Annotated in this window: 18 protein-coding genes and 1 tRNA gene; 4 read left to right on the top strand and 15 right to left on the bottom strand. The window is 67.9% G+C overall.

Annotated features, from left to right (window positions below):
* Nucleotides 1-40: 40 nt before the first annotated feature.
* The 3 genes from LK996_RS05065 (at nt 41) to LK996_RS05075 (ending at nt 7,288) form a co-directional block, all read left to right on the top strand.
* Nucleotides 41-5,572 (top strand): autotransporter outer membrane beta-barrel domain-containing protein, encoded by a 5,532-nt coding sequence (locus LK996_RS05065; protein WP_230526049.1) that lies wholly within the window; start codon nt 41-43, stop codon nt 5,570-5,572.
* 33 nt (nt 5,573-5,605) lie between these two features.
* Nucleotides 5,606-6,757: a TIGR03032 family protein gene (locus tag LK996_RS05070; RefSeq protein ID WP_230526050.1), complete on the top strand. Its 1,152-nt coding sequence runs from the start codon at nt 5,606-5,608 to the stop codon at nt 6,755-6,757.
* A gap of 93 nt (nt 6,758-6,850) precedes the next feature.
* Nucleotides 6,851-7,288 (top strand): Ohr family peroxiredoxin, encoded by a 438-nt coding sequence (locus LK996_RS05075; protein WP_230526051.1) that lies wholly within the window; start codon nt 6,851-6,853, stop codon nt 7,286-7,288.
* A gap of 35 nt (nt 7,289-7,323) precedes the next feature.
* Here LK996_RS05075 and LK996_RS05080 read toward each other — a convergent pair whose 3' ends face one another.
* Nucleotides 7,324-8,019 carry a DUF4410 domain-containing protein gene (locus LK996_RS05080; RefSeq protein WP_230526052.1) on the bottom strand — a complete coding sequence of 232 codons (696 nt, stop codon included), beginning with the start codon at nt 8,017-8,019 and terminating at the stop codon, nt 7,324-7,326.
* Nucleotides 8,020-8,156: 137 nt separating this feature from the next.
* Here LK996_RS05080 and rnk point away from each other — a divergent pair, with 137 nt between their 5' ends.
* Entirely contained in the window at nt 8,157-8,540 is a 384-nt protein-coding gene (gene rnk, locus LK996_RS05085) for a nucleoside diphosphate kinase regulator (RefSeq protein ID WP_230526053.1), read from the top strand.
* 4 nt (nt 8,541-8,544) lie between these two features.
* On the opposite strand, the gene LK996_RS05090 is transcribed toward rnk, so the two are convergent.
* The 14 genes from LK996_RS05090 to LK996_RS05155 all read right to left on the bottom strand — a co-directional run bounded on the left by LK996_RS05090 (nt 8,545) and on the right by LK996_RS05155 (nt 18,174).
* Nucleotides 8,545-9,168: a carbonic anhydrase gene (locus tag LK996_RS05090; RefSeq protein WP_230526054.1), complete on the bottom strand. Its 624-nt coding sequence runs from the start codon at nt 9,166-9,168 to the stop codon at nt 8,545-8,547.
* Between the two features lie 145 nt (nt 9,169-9,313).
* A tRNA-Lys gene (locus LK996_RS05095) sits at nt 9,314-9,389 on the bottom strand.
* A gap of 37 nt (nt 9,390-9,426) precedes the next feature.
* On the bottom strand, nt 9,427-10,107 hold the full coding sequence (gene queC / locus LK996_RS05100; RefSeq protein WP_255656368.1) for a 7-cyano-7-deazaguanine synthase QueC: 681 nt from the start codon (nt 10,105-10,107) through the stop codon (nt 9,427-9,429).
* Entirely contained in the window at nt 10,104-10,790 is a 687-nt protein-coding gene (gene queE / locus LK996_RS05105) for a 7-carboxy-7-deazaguanine synthase QueE (RefSeq protein WP_230526055.1), read from the bottom strand. The genes queC and queE overlap by 4 nt, the downstream gene beginning before the upstream one ends.
* Nucleotides 10,791-10,875: 85 nt before the next feature.
* Complete coding sequence (gene ybgF / locus LK996_RS05110; protein ID WP_230526056.1) at nt 10,876-11,682, bottom strand: tol-pal system protein YbgF; 807 nt, start codon at nt 11,680-11,682, stop codon at nt 10,876-10,878.
* Nucleotides 11,683-11,685: 3 nt separating this feature from the next.
* Nucleotides 11,686-12,201 carry a peptidoglycan-associated lipoprotein Pal gene (gene pal, locus LK996_RS05115; RefSeq protein ID WP_230526057.1) on the bottom strand — a complete coding sequence of 172 codons (516 nt, stop codon included), beginning with the start codon at nt 12,199-12,201 and terminating at the stop codon, nt 11,686-11,688.
* Nucleotides 12,202-12,277: 76 nt separating this feature from the next.
* Entirely contained in the window at nt 12,278-13,573 is a 1,296-nt protein-coding gene (tolB, locus tag LK996_RS05120) for a Tol-Pal system beta propeller repeat protein TolB (RefSeq protein WP_230526058.1), read from the bottom strand.
* A 97-nt stretch (nt 13,574-13,670) separates the two neighbouring features.
* The gene (tolA, locus tag LK996_RS05125; protein WP_230526059.1) at nt 13,671-14,624 is read right to left on the bottom strand and encodes a cell envelope integrity protein TolA; all 954 of its coding nucleotides are present in this window, start codon (nt 14,622-14,624) and stop codon (nt 13,671-13,673) included.
* Entirely contained in the window at nt 14,621-15,082 is a 462-nt protein-coding gene (tolR, locus tag LK996_RS05130) for a protein TolR (protein ID WP_230526060.1), read from the bottom strand. The genes tolA and tolR overlap by 4 nt, the downstream gene beginning before the upstream one ends.
* 12 nt (nt 15,083-15,094) lie before the next feature.
* The gene (gene tolQ, locus LK996_RS05135) at nt 15,095-15,892 is read right to left on the bottom strand and encodes a protein TolQ (protein WP_230526061.1); all 798 of its coding nucleotides are present in this window, start codon (nt 15,890-15,892) and stop codon (nt 15,095-15,097) included.
* Entirely contained in the window at nt 15,889-16,320 is a 432-nt protein-coding gene (gene ybgC, locus LK996_RS05140) for a tol-pal system-associated acyl-CoA thioesterase (RefSeq protein WP_230526062.1), read from the bottom strand. Before ybgC ends, tolQ begins: the two co-directional genes overlap by 4 nt.
* Entirely contained in the window at nt 16,304-17,365 is a 1,062-nt protein-coding gene (gene ruvB, locus LK996_RS05145) for a Holliday junction branch migration DNA helicase RuvB (RefSeq protein ID WP_230526063.1), read from the bottom strand. The genes ybgC and ruvB overlap by 17 nt, the downstream gene beginning before the upstream one ends.
* 4 nt (nt 17,366-17,369) lie before the next feature.
* Complete coding sequence (locus tag LK996_RS05150) at nt 17,370-17,909, bottom strand: GNAT family N-acetyltransferase (protein WP_343225848.1); 540 nt, start codon at nt 17,907-17,909, stop codon at nt 17,370-17,372.
* Entirely contained in the window at nt 17,890-18,174 is a 285-nt protein-coding gene (locus tag LK996_RS05155; RefSeq protein WP_230526065.1) for a type II toxin-antitoxin system TacA family antitoxin, read from the bottom strand. The genes LK996_RS05150 and LK996_RS05155 overlap by 20 nt, the downstream gene beginning before the upstream one ends.
* Between the last annotated feature and the right edge of the window lie 26 nt (nt 18,175-18,200).

Here is an 18,200-nt window from a genome sequence, read left to right on the forward strand (position 1 = left end):
AATCTCCAATCGAACCGCATTGCGCAGCCCAGGGGAAGCGATGATCGAGTCCAGCAAGAACGTCCGCGCGCGCAAGCAGCGCAAGAACGCGACCCTCGTGGTCGCTCCCGTTGCGCGCGCGGTGCGCGCCGCGCTCGCCGCATCGGCCGTGTTCGCGTTGTCGGCCGGCGTCGCGAACGCCGCGGTGCGCAGCCAGGATGCGGCGCCTGCCGCGTATCGCTTCGCCGCGCAGGAGGCGTTCGCCGCGGAGGCTGCCTTCCCGCCCCCCGTCGACGTGACCCGCGTCGACGGCGACGATCATCCGAGCAGCGTGCTCCCGGCAGGCAACGACGGCGCGTGGGGCGGCGACATCGCCACGCTCACCGAGATCGACAACGGCACCGACGTGCACGTCAGCGGTCATGGCGCGGACGTGCATGCGCTGTATGCCTTCGACGACAGTGTCACGATCGTCAACAACGCGGACGTCACCGCGGACGCCACGTTTCTCCTGGTGGGCGATTACGTGCAGGCGATCGGTGTGCGTGCCGCGGGTTACGCCGTCGATGTCCACAACGACACCTACGGGATGATCGGCGCGACGGCCGAGTCCGACGGCGGCCGCGCGCGCGCCAGGGCCGTGTACGCCACCGGTTTCTTCGAAAGCGTGTCCGTCGGCAACGACGGCGAGATCCAGTCGCATGCCCAGGCGAACGATGGGCGCGCGGAAGCGCACGGTGTCTATGCGTTCGGTTACGGCAGCGCCACGACCGTCGACAACGCCGGCGACGTCCACGCCAGCGCGCACGCGGACGGCGGCTTCGGCTACGCCACCGGCATCACGTCGATCGGGTACGGCTCGGGCGACAACGATGCGGTGGTCGTCAATCGCGGCTCGATCGATGCCGAAACCGACGCCGCGTACGCCTACGCATTCGGCGTCCTCAACCTGACGCGGCAGCGCTACGGCAGCGCGTCGTTCACCAACGACGGCGACATCCACGCGACCGCGACCGGCGACCTCGCCACCGCCACGGGCGTCCTCAACCTCGCCCTGCGCTACGGCGATGCGACGATGACCAACACCGGCACCGTCGAAGCCGTCGCCAACGGCACGATGGGCGGATCGGCGACCGGCCTGTACACCTATGCCAACGTCTACGATGCGACCGTCGACAACAGCGGCACGGTCAGCGCGATCGCCACCGGCGACATCGCCCTTGCGACCGGCATCGATGCGAGTTCGGCGCTGTACGGTGCGACGACGGTGCGCAACAGCGGCGACGTGACCGCGCACGCCTACGCCGGTTCGGGATTCGCCAACGCCGCGGGCCTGGTGGCCTCGTCGGAAAAGGAAGTCGACGTCACCAACGAAGCGAGCATCGACGTCGTCGCCCGTTCGGCGGACGACGCCGCGTTTGCGCTGGGCCTGTATGCCACGGCCGTGGAAACGACCACGATGCGCAACTACGGCGACGTGGGCGTGCTCGCCGAGAGCGCGAACGGCGACGCCATCGCGTATGGCGCGTTCGAGTTCGCGGGTTACGCGGGCATCGGCGTGATGATCAACGGCGGCGAACTCCATGCCACGGCCTCCGCCGGCGCGGGTGCGCAGGCGCACGCCACGGCCATCAACGTGATCGGCGACGTGGCGAGCGTCTTCAACGACGCCAACGCCACCGCAACGGCCACCGCCGGCGACGGCGGTCTCGCCGATGCGCGTGCCGCGCGGTCGTACGGCATGTACACGTCGGTCTCCAACTACGGCGCACTCGCCGCCGATGCAACCGCCATGGGCGGCGTCGCCGGCGCACGCGGCATCGATTCGCTCGGCGTCCTGGGCTCGACCGTCTACAACGCGGGCGACATCGTGGCCAACGCGGATGCAACCGGCGGCGAAGCCTCTGCGTTCGGCACGTACTCGGTCGGCATCTCCTCCGGCGCCGGCACCACGAACCATGGGACGATCGCGGCGCATGCCAGCGGCGATGCCGCCGACACTTACGGCGTCCTCAACGCATCGGCCTACTACGGCGAAGCGATCACGATCAACACGGGCAGCATCAGCGCGATCGCCGAAGGCGGCGTCGCCGCGGAAGGCGAAGAAGAAGCGATCGCCTTCGGCGTCTACAACTTCGCGCTGCTCTACGACTCGGTGGTCGACAACAGCGGATCGATCTACGCGGCGGCCATCGCCACGGCCGACATCCGCGGCACGACGGGCTTCCTGCAGGCCAAGGCCGTGGGCGCGGAAGCGCTCAGCGTCTACGGCTACGGCGACGCCGTGATTTCCAATACGGGCGACATCGACGCGGTCGCTGTCACGAGCCAGGGCTATGCGTCGGCGTGGGGCGCGGCGGTGCAGTCGACCGGCGCTTACGGCGGCATGGCGCTCGTCGACAACGATGGTTCCCTGTCGGCCTATGCCTATGCGGACATCGGTGTCGCGAGCGCCACGGGCGCCTACCTCCTCGACATCGCGGGCGATGCGCAGGTCGTGAACCACGGCGACATCAGCGCCATGGCCCGCGCCGAACGCGGCATCGTCAACGTTTCGGTCAACTACGCGTATGCCATCGGCGTGCAGGATGTCAGCATCTACGGCACGGCCAGTGTCGCCAATTACGGCAGCATCTCGGCCACTGCCTCCGCCGAGGGCGCCATCACCGGCGCGACGGGCATCATGGCCTACGGCGACTACGCCGTCGTTTCGAATGCCGCGGGTGCGAGCATCCGCGCTACCGGCGAAGTCGACCTGTTCGGCGGCGGGTTCGCGGTGGGCATCAGCGCCGGCGGCAACCATGGCGTCGACGTCGTGAACGATGGCGACATCGGCGTGTACGGACATGCCTACGCGTTCTCCGAAGGCGACAACGGTTTCTACGGCGCGGCGCAGGCGACCGGCATCGAGGCTTCGGCCGGCATGCAGGGCGACGTCTCGGTACTGAACAACGGCGACATCGTCGCCATCGCGCTCGCCGAGGACAGCGTCAGCTTCGCCCAGGGCGGCGCCGGTGCGGTCGGCATCAATGTGTATGCGAAGTACGACGCGAGCATCGTCAACAGCGGCGACATCCTCGCGTCGGCGCAGGCCGAGTTCGGCATTACCGGCGCCTACGGCGCGATCGCGCACGGCCACGACACCGACGTGGTCAACGCGGCCGGGGCCACCATCGTCGCCACCGCGTCGGTGGGCAGCCGATCGGGCGAGCAATACGGTGGTCGCGCGGTGTCGTTCGGCACCCACACGTTCGGCTCGGGGATGGAGGAAGGCGTCACGTACAACGCCGGCGTCATCGTCTCGCACGCCACCGCCACCTCGGATGGGACCAACGCGGTGCCGGCGCTTGCCACGTCCTGGGGCAGCGCCATCGGCGCGTACTCCAACGTGCTGGCCGGAACGGTGATCAACCACGGCGACATCGAAGCCGTCGCGAGCGCCGAACTCGGCTATGCGACGGCCTTCGGCGCTTACGTGACCACCGGTTTCGAGTCGGAAGTCGCCAATGCGGGCCGCATCCTCGCCAACGCGACCGCCGACAACGGCAATGCGTTCGCAGTGGGCAGCCATGCATACGCGTTGCACCAGACGGTGACCTACAACTGCGACGAATACGGCTGCGATTGGGCGAACCCCAACGTCGTCGTCGACGGCGGCGACGCGCTGACCGACAACAGCGGCGAAATCATCGCCACCGCAAGCGCGCTCGGCGGCGTGGGCTACAGCTATGGCGCCGTGGTGCTCGGCGCGTTCACGGCCAGCATCACCAACAGCGGCGTGATCAGCGCGGCCACGCACGCCGACGACGCGACCGCGATGGGCGTGGTGGTGCGCAGTGCCTCCGGCGCGCAACTCGACAACACCGGCCGCATCCTCGCCGGCGCCTACGGCGCCGACGCCACCGCAACCGCGGTGCTGATGGGCGACACCGGCAGCAACGTGCTGACCAACAGCGGCACCATCGCCGCATTCGGCGATGGCGAACGCGTCGCCGTGTCGTCGGGCAGCGATGCCACCGCGCGCATCGTCAACAGCGGTTCGCTGATCGGCGCGGTACGCACGGGCAACCTCGACGACGACCTGGTCAACGACGCGGGTGCGACCTGGCTCGCGATCGGCGAGTCTGGCTTCGGCGGCGGCGACGACCGCATCGTCAACCACGGCACGCTCGTCATGCAGGACGCCGCGATCCGTCTCGGCGGCTACGCGGCGGGCAACATGTTCGAGAACTTCGGCACCATCGCCGTGTCGGGCGACGCGAACGTGATCGACATGGACAACCCCTTCCCGGTCTTCAACAACGGCACGATCAGCTTCGTCGACGGCGCGGCCGACGACGTGCTGACCATCGTCGGCGACTTCGCCGGTGAAGGCACGCTGCAGCTCGACGTCGGCGGCCTGCACGGCACCAGCGACCGCCTCTACATCGACGGCAGCGTCATCGAATCGACGGCGCAGACGCTCGACCTGAACCTGCTGGACCTGCCGACGACGGCGAACGTCGACATCCCGCTCGTGCTCGTGGGCGGCGATGCGCTGGCCGGCGACTTCATCCTGGGCCACGTGCAGCACGGCACCGGCTTCGTGACGATGGACTTCCGCCTGGACACGCGCATCGATGCGAGCAACGCGACGCGCGACATCGTGTCGCTCGGCGTGGACGTCACCGGCCTCGACGACCTGGGTTCGCTCGCCGCGGCCATCGCGCCCGGTGCGCAGCGCCTCGTCGATGCGCAGGTCGGCACCTGGCACCAGCGCATGGGCGTGGTGCCGCGCCAAAGCAGCGACGCCGGCATGGCGCCGTGGGTGCGCGTGTTCTCCAGCAGCGGCGACATCGACGCGGACCATCGCAGCAACTTCGGTTCCGGCGGCCACTTCGGCTTCGAACAGTCGAACCACGGTTGGGAACTCGGCCTCGACACGCGCCCGGGCGACAACTTCGCCTTCGGCATGCTGGTCGCCAGCTCGGAAGGCACGCAGCACCTGGACGGCGCCGCCGGCAGCGACCGCTTCGACGGCACGTCGTTCGGCCTGTACGGCACCGGGTTCGGCGCCAACGGTTTCTACCTCGACGTCTCGCTGCGCTGGACCGGCATCGATGGACGCATGCGTTCGTCGGCAGGCGAACATCGCGTGGACGCGTCCGCCGAATCGTTCAACGTCGAGACCGGCTTTACCGCGTGGACGCTGGGCAACGGGATCGGGGTCGTGCCGCAGGCGCAGTACACGCGCACGCGCATCAGCGACATCACGCCGGTGCAATCGGGCCAGGCCGAGTTCGTCAGCGACGGGGGTGTGTCGTCGCGCGGGCGCCTCGGCGTGGCCTTCGACAAGCGTTTCGAGCACGCCGGATTCACGTGGACGCCGTACGGCTCGATCAATGCGATCCACGAGTTCGACGGCGAGTACGCGTACGCGATCAACGACGGCCTGCTCGGCACCACCAGCACCGACGGCACCAGCGCGATGGTCGAACTGGGCCTGGGCGCGCAGAAGGGCGGCCTGTCGATCACGGGCGGCCTCAACTGGATCGACGGCGGCGCGATGCAAGGCATCGGCGGCGGCCAGGTGAACGTGCGTTACAGCTGGTGATCTCCGAACAACGAACCAGAAGGTGAAGTAGCAGTGGAACAACAGAACAACCTGGCCGCGGACACGCAGGACGTGATCGCAACACCCGCCTCGCCGGCGCCGCCGGCGAAGCAACCCCTCGACCTGGCGCGGATGAAAGTCGAGAAATCGTGCTCGCGCGGCCTCGCCCCGTGGCTCGCGGCCAACCGGCTCTCGCTCGCGATCTCGTCGTACCAGAGCGGGCGCGTCTACCTGGTCGGCAGCGACAAACAAGGCCGCGTGTCGTTCTTCGAGCGCATCTTCGAACGCGCGATGGGCATCGTCGGCAATGCGCAGCGCATCTACCTCGGCGGGTTGTTCCAGTTGTGGCGCTTCGAAAACGTCCTGCGACGCAACGAGACGATCCACCAACAGTTCGACAAGTGCTACGTGCCGCGCAACGCACAGACGATCGGCGACCTCGACATCCACGAGCTCGGCATCCGCAAGAACGGCAAGGTGGTGTTCGTCAACACCAAGTACTCGTGCCTGGCCGAACTCAGCCAGACGCACAGCTTCAAGCCGATCTGGAAGCCCGACTTCATCAGCAAGCTCGCACCGGAGGATCGATGCCACCTCAACGGGCTGGCGATGGTCGACGGCGAACCGCGCTACGTCACCGCCGTGTGCCGCAGCGACAGCGTCGACGGCTGGCGCGATCGCCGCCACGACGGCGGCGTGGTGATCGACGTCACCACCAACGAGATCGTTTGCGAAGGCCTGTCGATGCCGCATTCGCCGCGCTGGGCGAACGGCAAGCTGTGGGTGCTCAACGCCGGCACCGGCCACCTGGGCTGGGTGGACTTCGAGAAGAAAGCGTTCGTGCCCGTCGCATTCGTCCCCGGCTTCGCGCGCGGCCTGTCGATCATCGGCAACGTGGCCGCGGTGGGGTTGTCGAAACCGCGCAACCAGCGCTTCGAAGGCCTGCAGCTCGACGAAGAACTGCGCACGCGCGACGCCGATCCGTGGTGCGGCGTGCAGTTCGTGTCGCTGGCCAACGGCGACGTCCTCCACTGGATCCGCTTCGAAGGCGACGTCACCGAACTCTTCGACCTCGCCTTCCTGCCCAACGTGCGCAATCCGATGATGGTCGGCCTGCGCACCGCGGAGATCCGCGAGCTGATCACGTTCGAACCGGAGACGGCGTCGGAAGCGGCGCCCGCCTGACGAGGATCGACGACGCAACCAGCCGTTCACATGCGCCCGCATGGGCGCATGATCGGTCGCGGGGAAGCATCGGAGACCACGATGAACGCGAACATGAGCCAGACCCCGAAGATCCTCTTCACCGGCAAGACCCACACGGTCGTCAAGCACGGCGACGCAAGCGGCGGACACGGCAACGTCGACCTCAACCTGTCGTCGCCCAATGCCGCCGCACGCATCATCGCGGACGTCGAACCGCACCCGTTGGCGGAGCAGCTGTTCGCCGGCGCATGGTCGGCTTGCTACATCACCGCCCTCGGCATCGCGGCCGACAAGAAACGCGTGAAGCTGCCCGACGACATGTCGGTCGACATCCAGGTCGACGTTGCGCAGTCGGGCGTCGCGTGGGTCCTGCAGGCGAAGTTCGACATCCACATGCCGGGCGTGCCGCAGGACGTCGCGGAAAAGATCGCGCAGATCGGCCACGACACCTGCCCGTACTCGAAAGCGACGCACGGCAACATCGACGTCGCGACAAACGTCACCACGTAACAGTAATGCGATGCGGCGCGGTGCGCTGCGGCGAATTATTTCCAGCCGCGCTGGCGGTAGATGTCGATGATCGAATCCGCGATGCCGTCCGCCGTGCGTTGCGCGGCCGCGCGGATCGATTCCGGGCCGCGTTCCTGCATCACGTTGGACGCGCCCGACACTGCCGCGCTCGTTCCCAATCCACCGAGGCCCAACGGCAACAGCACGCCCGGCAATCGGCCGCCTTGCGTGTCGGCTTGCGCGGAGGCGAGCGCGCGCCGGCCCGTCGATGTGATCTGGTAGGTTTCGACGAGCGTGCTCATCTGCGCGCGACCCGCGCCGAATCCCACCAGCATCCGCAGCGAACGACTGCCCGTATCGACCGACACGAACTCGCCGCGCACCACGACATCGCCGACCTTCGGCACCGGCCCCGTCGCGATGGGATACGCGTCGATCCCCGCCGCGCGCAACCGCTCGACAAGCCGCTGCGACACCTGCTGCCCCAACTGCTGGCCAACCGCCACGTCCTCCGCCGTCTGCGCAGGCGCGTTCGCATCGATGTAAGCGGAGATCTCCGTATCCGGCGGAAGCGCATCGCGCGCGCCGACGAAGTCATACACGAGGAGGCGTTCCGGTCGCGCAACCTCCTGCGTCGCATCGGCCTGCTCGAAGCGCGGCGTCGGCGTCGTCGCACAACCGGCCCACACCGCGCAGCACAAGACCAGTCCAAATCGCAGGCAGGCAAGCATGTCGATGCATCCGGTTGCGAAGGCGCGCACTAGACGCCCTGCCCGGTTACGCGCAAGTGAAGCGCACGAAGCGGTGTCGAATTGACCTTTGCGATGCGTGCAGCTAGCGTTCGCTGCCTCACGCATGGGAGACCGAAGTGCCCGCGACGCCCAACATCGTTGTATCCAGGCAGGATGCAGCCCGCCTCGAAGCCTTGCTGGAATCGGCGGGTTCGGAAGGCGACGTCGCCCGCGCACTCGCGGCCGAACTCGACCGTGCGGAATACCGCGAGCATGGCGACATGCCCGACGGCGTCGTCATGATGGGCTCGCACGTCCGATGCATCGACGAGACCACCGGTGAGCAACATGCGTTGACGCTGGTCTACCCGCCGGAAGCCAATTTCGCCGAGGGCCGCGTTTCGATCCTCGCACCCGTCGGCGCCGCGCTGCTGGGCCTCTCCGTCGGGCAAACGATCCAGTGGCCGCTCCCCGGTGGGCGCACGACGCGCCTCACGGTTGCCGCCGTCGCGAACGACTGAGTCGTCAGGACGCGCGCGCCCCGGGGGCCGAGTTCTCGGCGCGTGGCGCCAGCAACGCGACGACGCCGGTCGCGACGTCGTAGATCGCGGGAACGACTTTCAGCGTCCGATCCCTCACGCGCTCGGCGACAACGGTCGACGCATGCGTCAGCGTGTCGACCTGGTTGAGGACGTGCTCGCGCGTCACCGCGTCCACGTCGTGATCGCCCACGTCATGGATCGCCGGCAGGATGCCCGCGAACAAGGCGCTGATCTGGCCGGGCACCGGCGCGTTGCGGATCGCTGCACTGATCGCGCCGCAGTTCGTGTGGCCCATGACCATGATGACCTTCACGCCCAGCATGGCGACCGCATATTCCAGGCTGGCGATGACCTCCGTCGTCTCGGTGTTGCCCGCGATGCGCGTGACGAACACGCGCCCGATGTTCTCGTCGAGCACCAGCCCGACGGGCACGCGCGAATCCGCGCACGCGAGGATCGCCACGAACGGATGCTGACTGTCGGCGGTCTGCGCATGCAGCAGATCGAGGTCCTGCTGATAGAGCGTCGGCCGGCCATCCACGAAACGGCGATTGCCTTCGAGCACGAAGGCCAGCGCTTCGTCGGGCGTGGCGGGTTCCTGTCGCATGGCGATCGTCCAAGGCCCTTTCAGACTTCCACGACAACCACAGTCGCGACCGGTCGCGCGCAACGCCTGCTGAGTTCCAAAAAAGAAACAGGGGTCAGAGCACCATTTCCCGAAGGAAATGGTGCTCTGACCCCTGTTTCTTTTTTGGTGGGCCGTGATGGATTCGAACCATCGACCAGCGGATTAAAAGTCCGATGCTCTACCGACTGAGCTAACGGCCCACGTTGAAGGGTTGCACCCCGCTTGAGGGAGCGGATTCTAGCTTACGTAGCGTGTCGGGTCTTGCACGCCCGCGGCGGCGAAGCCTTCGGCTCGTAGCCGGCACGCGTCGCAATGGCCGCAGGCGCGCCCTTCCGCATCGGCCTGGTAGCACGACACGGTCTGCGCGAAGTCGACGCCCAGGCGCAGGCCCTCGCGCACGATGTCGGCCTTCGACATCCGCAGCAGCGGCGCGTGCACGCGGAAGCCCGCGCCTTCGACGCCGGCCTTGGTCGCCACGTTCGCGAGCTTGTCGAACGCTGCGATGAATTCGGGCCGGCAATCCGGATAGCCGGAGTAATCGACCGCGTTGACGCCACAAAACAGATCCGACGAACCCAGCACTTCCGCCCAGCCCAGCGCGACCGACAGCATGATCGTGTTGCGCGCCGGCACGTAGGTGACGGGAATGCCGGGGCCGCCGGCTTCGGGGACGTCGATGTCGTCGGTCAGCGCGGAGCCGCCGATCGAACGCAGGTCGACGACGACGGTCTTGTGCGCGGCGGCGCCGAGTGCATTCGACACGCGGTCGGCCGCGTCGAGTTCCGATGTGTGCCGCTGCCCGTAACGCACGCTCAGCGCGTACGGTTCGTAGCCCTGCTCGCGCGCGATGGCGAGCACGACGGCGGAATCCATGCCGCCCGAGACGAGCACGACCGCGCGCTTCTTCGCGTTGTTCAACGCCCCGGCTCCTCGCCCCACAGGGCCTTGTGCAACTGCATCTGGAAGCGCACGGGGATGCGCGCTTCGACGATCCAGTCGGCGAGTTCGCGCGGCGAGACCTGCGCGTGGCTCGGCGAGAACAACACGTCGCAACGATCGGCGATGCGATGTTCGGCGAGCACGTCGCACGCCCAGTCGAAGTCGGCGCGGCTGCAAACGACGAACTTCACCTGGTCGTTCGGCGTGAGCTGCGCGAGGTTGCTCCACAGGTTCCGCGCGACTTCGCCCGAGCCTGGCGTCTTGATGTCGACGACGCGCGAGACGCGCGGGTCGACGTCGCTGATGTCGATCGCGCCCGAGGTTTCGAGCGACACGATGTAACCCGAATCGCACAGTCGGCGTAGCAACCCGGTCACGCGCTTCTGCGACAGCGGCTCGCCGCCGGTCACGCACACGTGGCGCACGCCGTGGCGTGCGACTTCGGCGAGGATCGCGTCGATGTCCCACCACTCGCCGCCGAAGAACGCGTACGTCGTGTCGCAGTACTGGCAGCGCAGCGGGCAGCCGGTGAGGCGCACGAACACGGTCGGCCAACCCGCATCGCGGGCTTCGCCCTGCAGGGACAGGAAGATTTCGGTGAGCTTGAGACGGTCCGCCGTGGCGGCGGGGGCCGCATCGAGGGCGGGAGTGACTGCGGACATGCCGCGATTTTACAGGACCTCGCCGCTTCCCCCGGGGTGAAGGGGGCGATGCCCCCTTCGAATCCCCATCAACGCGGGCGGGGGTTCAGCGAACCCGGCCGAGCTGGATCGCGCGGAGGCGGTCTTCGGCCGTGCGGGCCGCGTCGGTGCCCGGGTACTGCTGGGCGACCTGCGACAGCGTGGCTTCGGCCGCATCCAACTGCTTGAGGCCGTATTGCGACAGGCCGACCTTGAGCAGCGCGCCCGGCGCCTTGTCGTGCGTCGGGTATTGGCCGAGCAGCGACTGGAATTGCTCGAGCGCGAGGTCGTAGTTCTGCGTGACGTAGTAGCTCTCGCCGAGCCAGTACAGCGCGTTCGGCGCGTACGTGCCCTGCGGGTAGTCGCGCAGGAACGCCTGGAAACGCTGCGCCGAAGTCACGTAGTCGCCGGACTTCAGCACGTCGAACGCGGCGTTGTAGGCCGCGCGCTCGTCGCCCGTCGTCGCGACGGCACCGGCGTCGCCGCGCACAGTCGGTGGACGGTCGACGCTCGCGGAAGGCGCCGACGTTGCGCCACTCGCGGGACGCACGGACGTCGACGCACCCGGCGGCACCGTCGTCGCACCCGTTTCGATGCGCGTCAGGCGCGCATCGACGTCGCCCCAGCGATTGGCGAGCTCGGTCTTGAGCTGCGCGTTCTCCTGCTGGGTTTCCTCGAGTTGCGAACGCAACGCCGTCACTTCCGAGCGCAACTGCGAAACCTGGTTGAGCAGGTCCACGTTGCCCTGGTTGTTGGCGGCCTGCTGCTCGAGCGCGGCCACGCGATCGGCGAGGCTCGCGCGTTGCGCGAATGCGGGAGCGGCGGCCACGAGGGCCGCCGCAATTACGAAACCGATGGCACGCGGGCGCCGCATCGCTTACTTCGCCGTGTAGACGATCTCGACCCGGCGGTTCTTCGCCCAGCAATCTTCGGTCGATTCGTTGCAGGTCGGACGCTCTTCGCCGTAGCTCACGACGGTGATCTGGCTGGCCGAACCACCGTTGGCCTGCAGCGCGGAAGACACCGCGTTGCCGCGGCGCTCGCCGAGGCCGAGGTTGTATTCGCGGCTGCCGCGTTCGTCGGCGTGGCCTTCCAGCGTCATGCGCGCCGAGGGACGGTCGCGCAGGTACTTGGCGTGGCAGGCCATCGCGGCCTGGAACTCCGGACGCAGCGCATCCTGGTCGAAGTCGAAGTACACGATGCGCTGGCGAAGGCAGGCGTCGCGGTCCAGGTCTTCGGGCGTGAAGGCGCCCGGGGTCGTGGCTTCCGGCGGCGGAGCAACCGTGCTCGGCACGGCCGGCGCCACCGGTTCTTCCTTGACCTTCTTGGAGCAGGCCGCGACCGCCGTCACCAGCATGGCGGCCATCAGCACGTTCTTCGCAGTTGCGTTCATCGTCGTTCCTCGTCTTCTCGCATTGTGGGAGCGGCCGCCGTTTCGCGGCGGCCGGGGGTCGAAAGTCTACGCCCGTTCAGCGCTTTTGCCGGTACGGGCCCCAGGCCGGTTCCTGGACGCTTGCGCCCTGCACGGGCAGTCGCGCGCGGGCGCGGCCGTCGGCGGACACGGTGTACAGCACGCTGCGCCCGCCTTCCTTCGCGGCGTAGAGCAGCATCGATGCGTTGGGGGCGAAGCTCGGCGATTCGTCGAGGTTGCCCGGCGAGAGCGGCGTCCACCGGTTGCCCTGCGCGCGATCCATCAGCGCGATGCGATAGGTGTTGCCGTTGCCCTGCGCGGTGGCGATCTTCTTGCCGTCGGCCGAGACCGTCGCGCGCGCGTTGTAGCTGCCCGAGAACGTGAGGCGCGTTGCGCCGCCGCCGCCGGCCGAGGCTTGATAGATCTGCGGACGCCCGCCGCGATCGGACGTGAAATAGATCGTGCCGCCGTCGGCGCTCCACACCGGCTCGGTGTCGATGCCGAAGTGGTTGGTGATCTGGCGCAACTGCTTGCTGCCCAGGTCCATCACGTAGACCTCGGGGTTGCCGCTGCGCGAGAGCGTCAGCGCGAGCTTGCTGCCGTCGGGCGAGAAGCTCGGCGCACCGTTGATGCCGCGGAAGCTCGCGACCAATTCGCGTCCGCTCGACGCCAGGTTCTGGATGTAGATCGCCGAGTTTCCGCGATCGAAACTGACGTAGGCCAGGCGCTTTCCATCCGGGCTCCACGACGGCGAGAGAATCGGCTGCGGCGAACTCACGACATCCTGCGAATTGTGGCCGTCGCTGTCGGCGACCATCAGGTTGTAGTGGCGGTTGTTGCCGGTGCCGCTCGCGGTCACGTAGGCGATGCGCGTCCAGAATGCGCCGCGCACGCCGAGGATCTTTTCGTACACCGCATCGGCGACTTGGTGCGCGAGGTCGCGCGAAGCGGCGGCCGGCGCGATCTTCGCTTCGCCGAGGATGCGTTGCTGCTTGGCGACGTCGAACAGTTCGTATTCGACGCGCAGGTTGCCGCCCTCGGGCAGCGCGCGACCGACGAGCAGGAACTCCTGCTGCAGCGCGCGCCACGTCGGGTAGTTCACTTCGCTCGACGCGGTCGGCCGTTCGACGAGATCGCGGTCGGGCAGCGTGCGGAAGGAACCCGAGCGCGCGAGGTCGTTGGCGATGATCGCGCCGATGTTGTCGTCGCCCCCCGCTCCACCGGAGAACGGGACGACCGCGATGGGCAGCGCCGAGGCGGTGCCGCCGACGACATCGACTTCGACTTGAGCCGTTGCCGCGAAGGGCAACAGGAGGAGGACGAGGGCGGCGAGCCGGCGCAGCGTTCGGGTCATCGTGGGGGGATCCTGAATGGAGCGGTGTTGTTAACAGCTTGGCCGTGAAATGCGGAACAAAGATGAACGGATCGGGACTTTCGAGCCCCGCCCGGACTCATTCGGCCCGGAATCGGAGGATCAGGCTGTCGATGAAGACACTTTCGAACCCGGCATACGGCAAGGGCTGGGCCTTGAGCACCGCGGCTTCGACCGAGCGCCGGGTCAGTTCGTCGTAGGGGCAGTTGGGCATCACCTCGACGCGTTCGACGCGGCCGCCGCGCGACTGTTCGATGCGGATCGGGCAGACCGCGCCACCCGGCACGTCATCGGGGCGCGTCCAGTTCATGCGCACCGCGTTGGAGATCGCGCTGAGGTAACGCGCGCGCAGGTCGTCGGACTGACCGCCCTGCCCCGGCGGCGGGCTCGCGGGCGCATCGGATTGCGCCGAGGCTTCGGCCGCGTTGTTGCGATCCGCGATCTGGCGAAGTTTTTGCTCGGCGAGGTTCGCTTCGCGCTTGGCGGCTTCGCGCTGGCGACGGATGTCGGCGAGTTGCTTCTGCCGCATCTGTTCCATCGCGCTCAGGCGTTGCTTGCGTTCGGCTTCCAGCTGCTGCTCGCGCTTGGTGAGGTCGATCTGTTCCTGGCGGCGCCGTTCTTCCTGTGCGCGATCGACCGGCGGTTTTTCCGCGATCGCTTCGGGCGTCGCGAGTTCCTGGTCGCGCGTGTCGGGCTTGGGCACCGGTTCCTGCGCGACGGGTTGCGGCGGCGTCGGCGCGACTTCGGGAAGCGGCTCCGGTTCGGGTTGCTGTTGCGGCGTCGTTTCTTCCGGCGCGACTTCGGCGGGCGGTGGCGGCGTCGCCTGTTCGGGGCGCTGCGCGAGCGTGCGTCGCATCGACGCCGTCAACGCGTTCGGATCGATCAACTCGGCTTCGATCACCGGGCCCTTCAGCAATTCCGGCGCGCCCGTGCGCGTCCAGTACAGCCCGAAATACACGAGCGCGAAGAACAACGCGTGCAGCAACAGCGACGCGAAGAACGATTGCACCGTATCGGCGCGACGCTCCTTCACTGCTTCGCTGCCCCGGCCGGCTGGGCTCCGGCCGGCGAGCTCATGAGGCCCGCACGCGGCACCTGCGCGCGCGTCTGCAGCGCGGTCAGCACGTCGTAGACCTTCTGGTACGCGACGTCATTGTCGGCGGCGACGTACACCGGCACGTCCTTGTTGTTGCGCACGAAGGCGCCGACCTTTTCGACGAGCTGGTCCTGCGTGACCGGTTCGTTCTTCGCACCCTGCAGCGTGAGCCACAGGTTGCCGTCGCGATCGAGGCTGACGACGATCGGTTCCTTCTTCTGTTCGACCGGGCGCGCGTTGGACTGCGGCAATTCGATGTCGACGCCGAGGTTCAACAGCGGCGCGGTCACCATGAAGATGATCAGCAGCACGAGCATCACGTCGATGTACGGAACGACGTTGATCTCGGCCTTGAGCTTGCGCTTGCGGTGGCGGCGCGAAGGCGTGGCGTTCATGGACGGCCCCCGTTAGTCGTCGACGTGGGCCTGGCGCTGCAGGATCGAGGAGAACTCTTCGGAGAACGCGTCGTAGCGCGTCGCGATGCGTTCGACCTTGGTCGCGAAGCGGTTGTACGCCCACACCGCGGGGATCGCGGCGAACAGGCCCATCGCGGTGGCGATCAGCGCTTCGGAGATGCCCGGCGCGACGGTCGCGATGGTCGCTTCCTTCACGTTGGCCAGGCCCTGGAACGAAATCATGATGCCCCACACCGTGCCGAACAGGCCGACGTACGGGGAGATCGAGCCGACGTTGGCGAGGAATTCGAGGTTGTGTTCGAGGCCGTCGAGTTCGCGCGAGGTCGTCGCACGCATGGCGCGCTGCGCGCCTTCCAGTTGCATGCGTCCGTCGACGCCGCGGCGCTGGCGCACGCGGTTGAACTCGCGGAAGCCCGCTTCGAAGATCGCCTCCAGGCCTTCGGCGCTGCGGCCGCGTTCGGTGGCGCCGGAATACAGTTTCGACAACTCGGCGCCGGACCAGAAGCGCTCTTCGAAACGTTCGGCATCCTTCTCCGCGCGATCGAGCATGCGCTTCTTGCGGAAGATGATCAGCCACGACGCGATCGAGGCGAACAGCAGCAGCAGCATCACCAGCTGCACCGGGATGCTCGCGTGCAGGATCAGCTGCAGGACGTCGAGGTGGCCGCCCGGCGCGGCGGCGGCCGCGGCGGCCTGGCCCGCCTGGTCGGCGATCTCCACGGTCTGCGCAGGCGCCTGTTCCGGCAAAGCTTGGGTGGCGGCTTCCTGCAGCATCAGGATCGGCGTCATGCGGGGGTCTCCACGAGGGCGTTCAACGAGTCATGCAACGGTTGGGGGATCGCAACGGGTTTGAAGCTCGACGCGGACAGCGCCGCGATACGGACCTCCGCGTCGAGCAGCAGTTCCCCGTCGCGGTGGATCGACTGCACGAGCACGAGGCTCGCGCGCCTGCACTGCGTCAGCGAGACCGACACCTGCAGGGCGTCGTCGAGCCGGGCCGGCAGGCGGAAGTCGATGCGCATCGCGCGCACGGCGAACACGAGATCATGTTCGTCGCGCAGGCGCGACTGGCCGTTTCCCTGCGCGCGCATCCATTCGGTCCGCGCGCGTTCGAGGAACGCCAGGTACTGCGCGTGGTAGACCACGCCGCCAGCGTCGGTATCCTCCCAGTAGACCCGTGTCGGCCAACTGAACACCGGCTCACTCACGGGTTGCATCGTCCGCGTTGGTCGTGTCCGGTCCGGTGAAGAGGTCTTGCGCACCGGTCTTCGGGCGCAGGCCGAGGTGGCGATAGGCCTTCGCGGTGGCCATGCGGCCGCGCGCGGTGCGGACGAGGTAGCCCTGCTGGATCAGGTAGGGCTCGATCACGTCTTCGAGCGTACCGCGCTCCTCGCTCAGCGCGGCGGCGAGCGATTCCACGCCGACCGGGCCGCCGTCGAAGGATTCGACGATCGTGCGCAGTAGGCGGCGGTCGAGTTCGTCGAAGCCCTGCGGGTCGACCTTCAGCATCTGCATCGCGGCGTCGGCGACGGCCTTGTCGATGCGGCCGTCGGCGCGAACCTGCGCGAAGTCGCGCACGCGGCGCAGCAGGCGGTTGGCGATGCGCGGCGTGCCGCGCGAACGGTTGGCGATTTCCGCCGCGCCTTCGGGTTCGCACGAGATGCCGAGGATCGTCGCCGAGCGGCGCACGATGCGCGTGAGTTCTTCCGGCGTGTAGAACTCCAGGCGCTGCACGATGCCGAAGCGATCGCGTAGGGGCGCGGTGAGCAGGCCCGCGCGCGTGGTCGCGCCGATCAGCGTGAAGGGCGGCAGGTCGAGCTTGATCGATCGGGCCGCGGGGCCTTCGCCGATCATGATGTCGATCTGGAAGTCTTCCATCGCCGGATACAGCACTTCCTCGACCACCGGCGAAAGGCGATGGATCTCGTCGACGAACAGCACGTCGTGCGGCTGCAGGTTGGTGAGCAGCGCCGCGAGGTCGCCGGCCTTCTCGATCACCGGACCGGACGTCTGGCGCAGCCCGACGCCGAGTTCGTTGGCGATCACGTGCGACAGCGTCGTCTTGCCGAGGCCCGGCGGCCCGAAGATCAGCACGTGGTCGAGCGCCTCGCCGCGCGCCTTCGCCGCCTCGATGTAGATCTGCATCTGCTCGCGGACCGGGGCCTGGCCCAGGTATTCGTCGAGCTTCTTCGGGCGGATGGAAGCTTCGATGGCTTCGTCTTCGCGCGTGGAGGCGGCGGTGATGACGCGGGGTTCGTTCATGGGGCTATCGTCGCATGTTGTCGGCCAGGCGTTTCGCGAGGTCGCGGAGCGGCAACACGACGGTCAGCGGCTCGATCGGCGACGGCACGAATCCTCGGTCGAGGTAAAAGGACCTGGCCGTTTCGTCGATCGCATGGCAGAGGATCGCCGCGATACCGGGGCCTTCCTGCGCGGCGCGGAGGCATCGCCGCGACGCATCCTTCAACAGGCCGCTTCCGATGCCTCGACGCTCATGGTCTTCGTGAACGGCGAGGCGCCCGAGCAACGCCACGGGGATCGGATCGGGCATGTTGCGCCGCATCTTCGCGTTGGCCGATTGCGCGTGGCGGATCGATCCCGCGGCGAGCGAGTAGTACCCCACGACGGTGTCGCCTTCGCACACGACGAATGTGTTGGAAGCACCGCTGGCCTGGCTGTCGAACGCGCGCTCGCGGAGCCAGCGCGCCAGCGACGCGTGCCTGCATCGAAAATCGTCGGTTCGATGAAGTTGCGCCAGCCGCTCCGGCGGGCGAAGCGTCGGCGCCTCAGGCTTCCCAGGGCGCACGCTTGGTGAGCATCCGCAGGGCGGCGTCGCTGACCGGTTCGTCGATCAGGCGATTGAAGTCGTTGAGCTGCTTCGTACCCAACTGGAACGACGTGCGATCGGCGAGCACTTCATGCGCGCGCTCGGAGAGCGTCTGCAGCATGAACTCGGTGCGCTTCACGCCCAGCGCATCGGCGGCCTGGTCGATCAGGGCCTTCATGGCCTTCGACGCGCGAATGTTGATGGTGGCGGCCGCGGGTTCGCGGCGGCCGAGGGCGATGGCCATGGGACGACCTCCTGCCGAAATGTGCG

It is taken from the genome of Noviluteimonas lactosilytica, from assembly GCF_020866925.1.
In the GTDB taxonomy this organism is placed as follows: Bacteria; Pseudomonadota; Gammaproteobacteria; order Xanthomonadales; family Xanthomonadaceae; genus Noviluteimonas; species Noviluteimonas lactosilytica.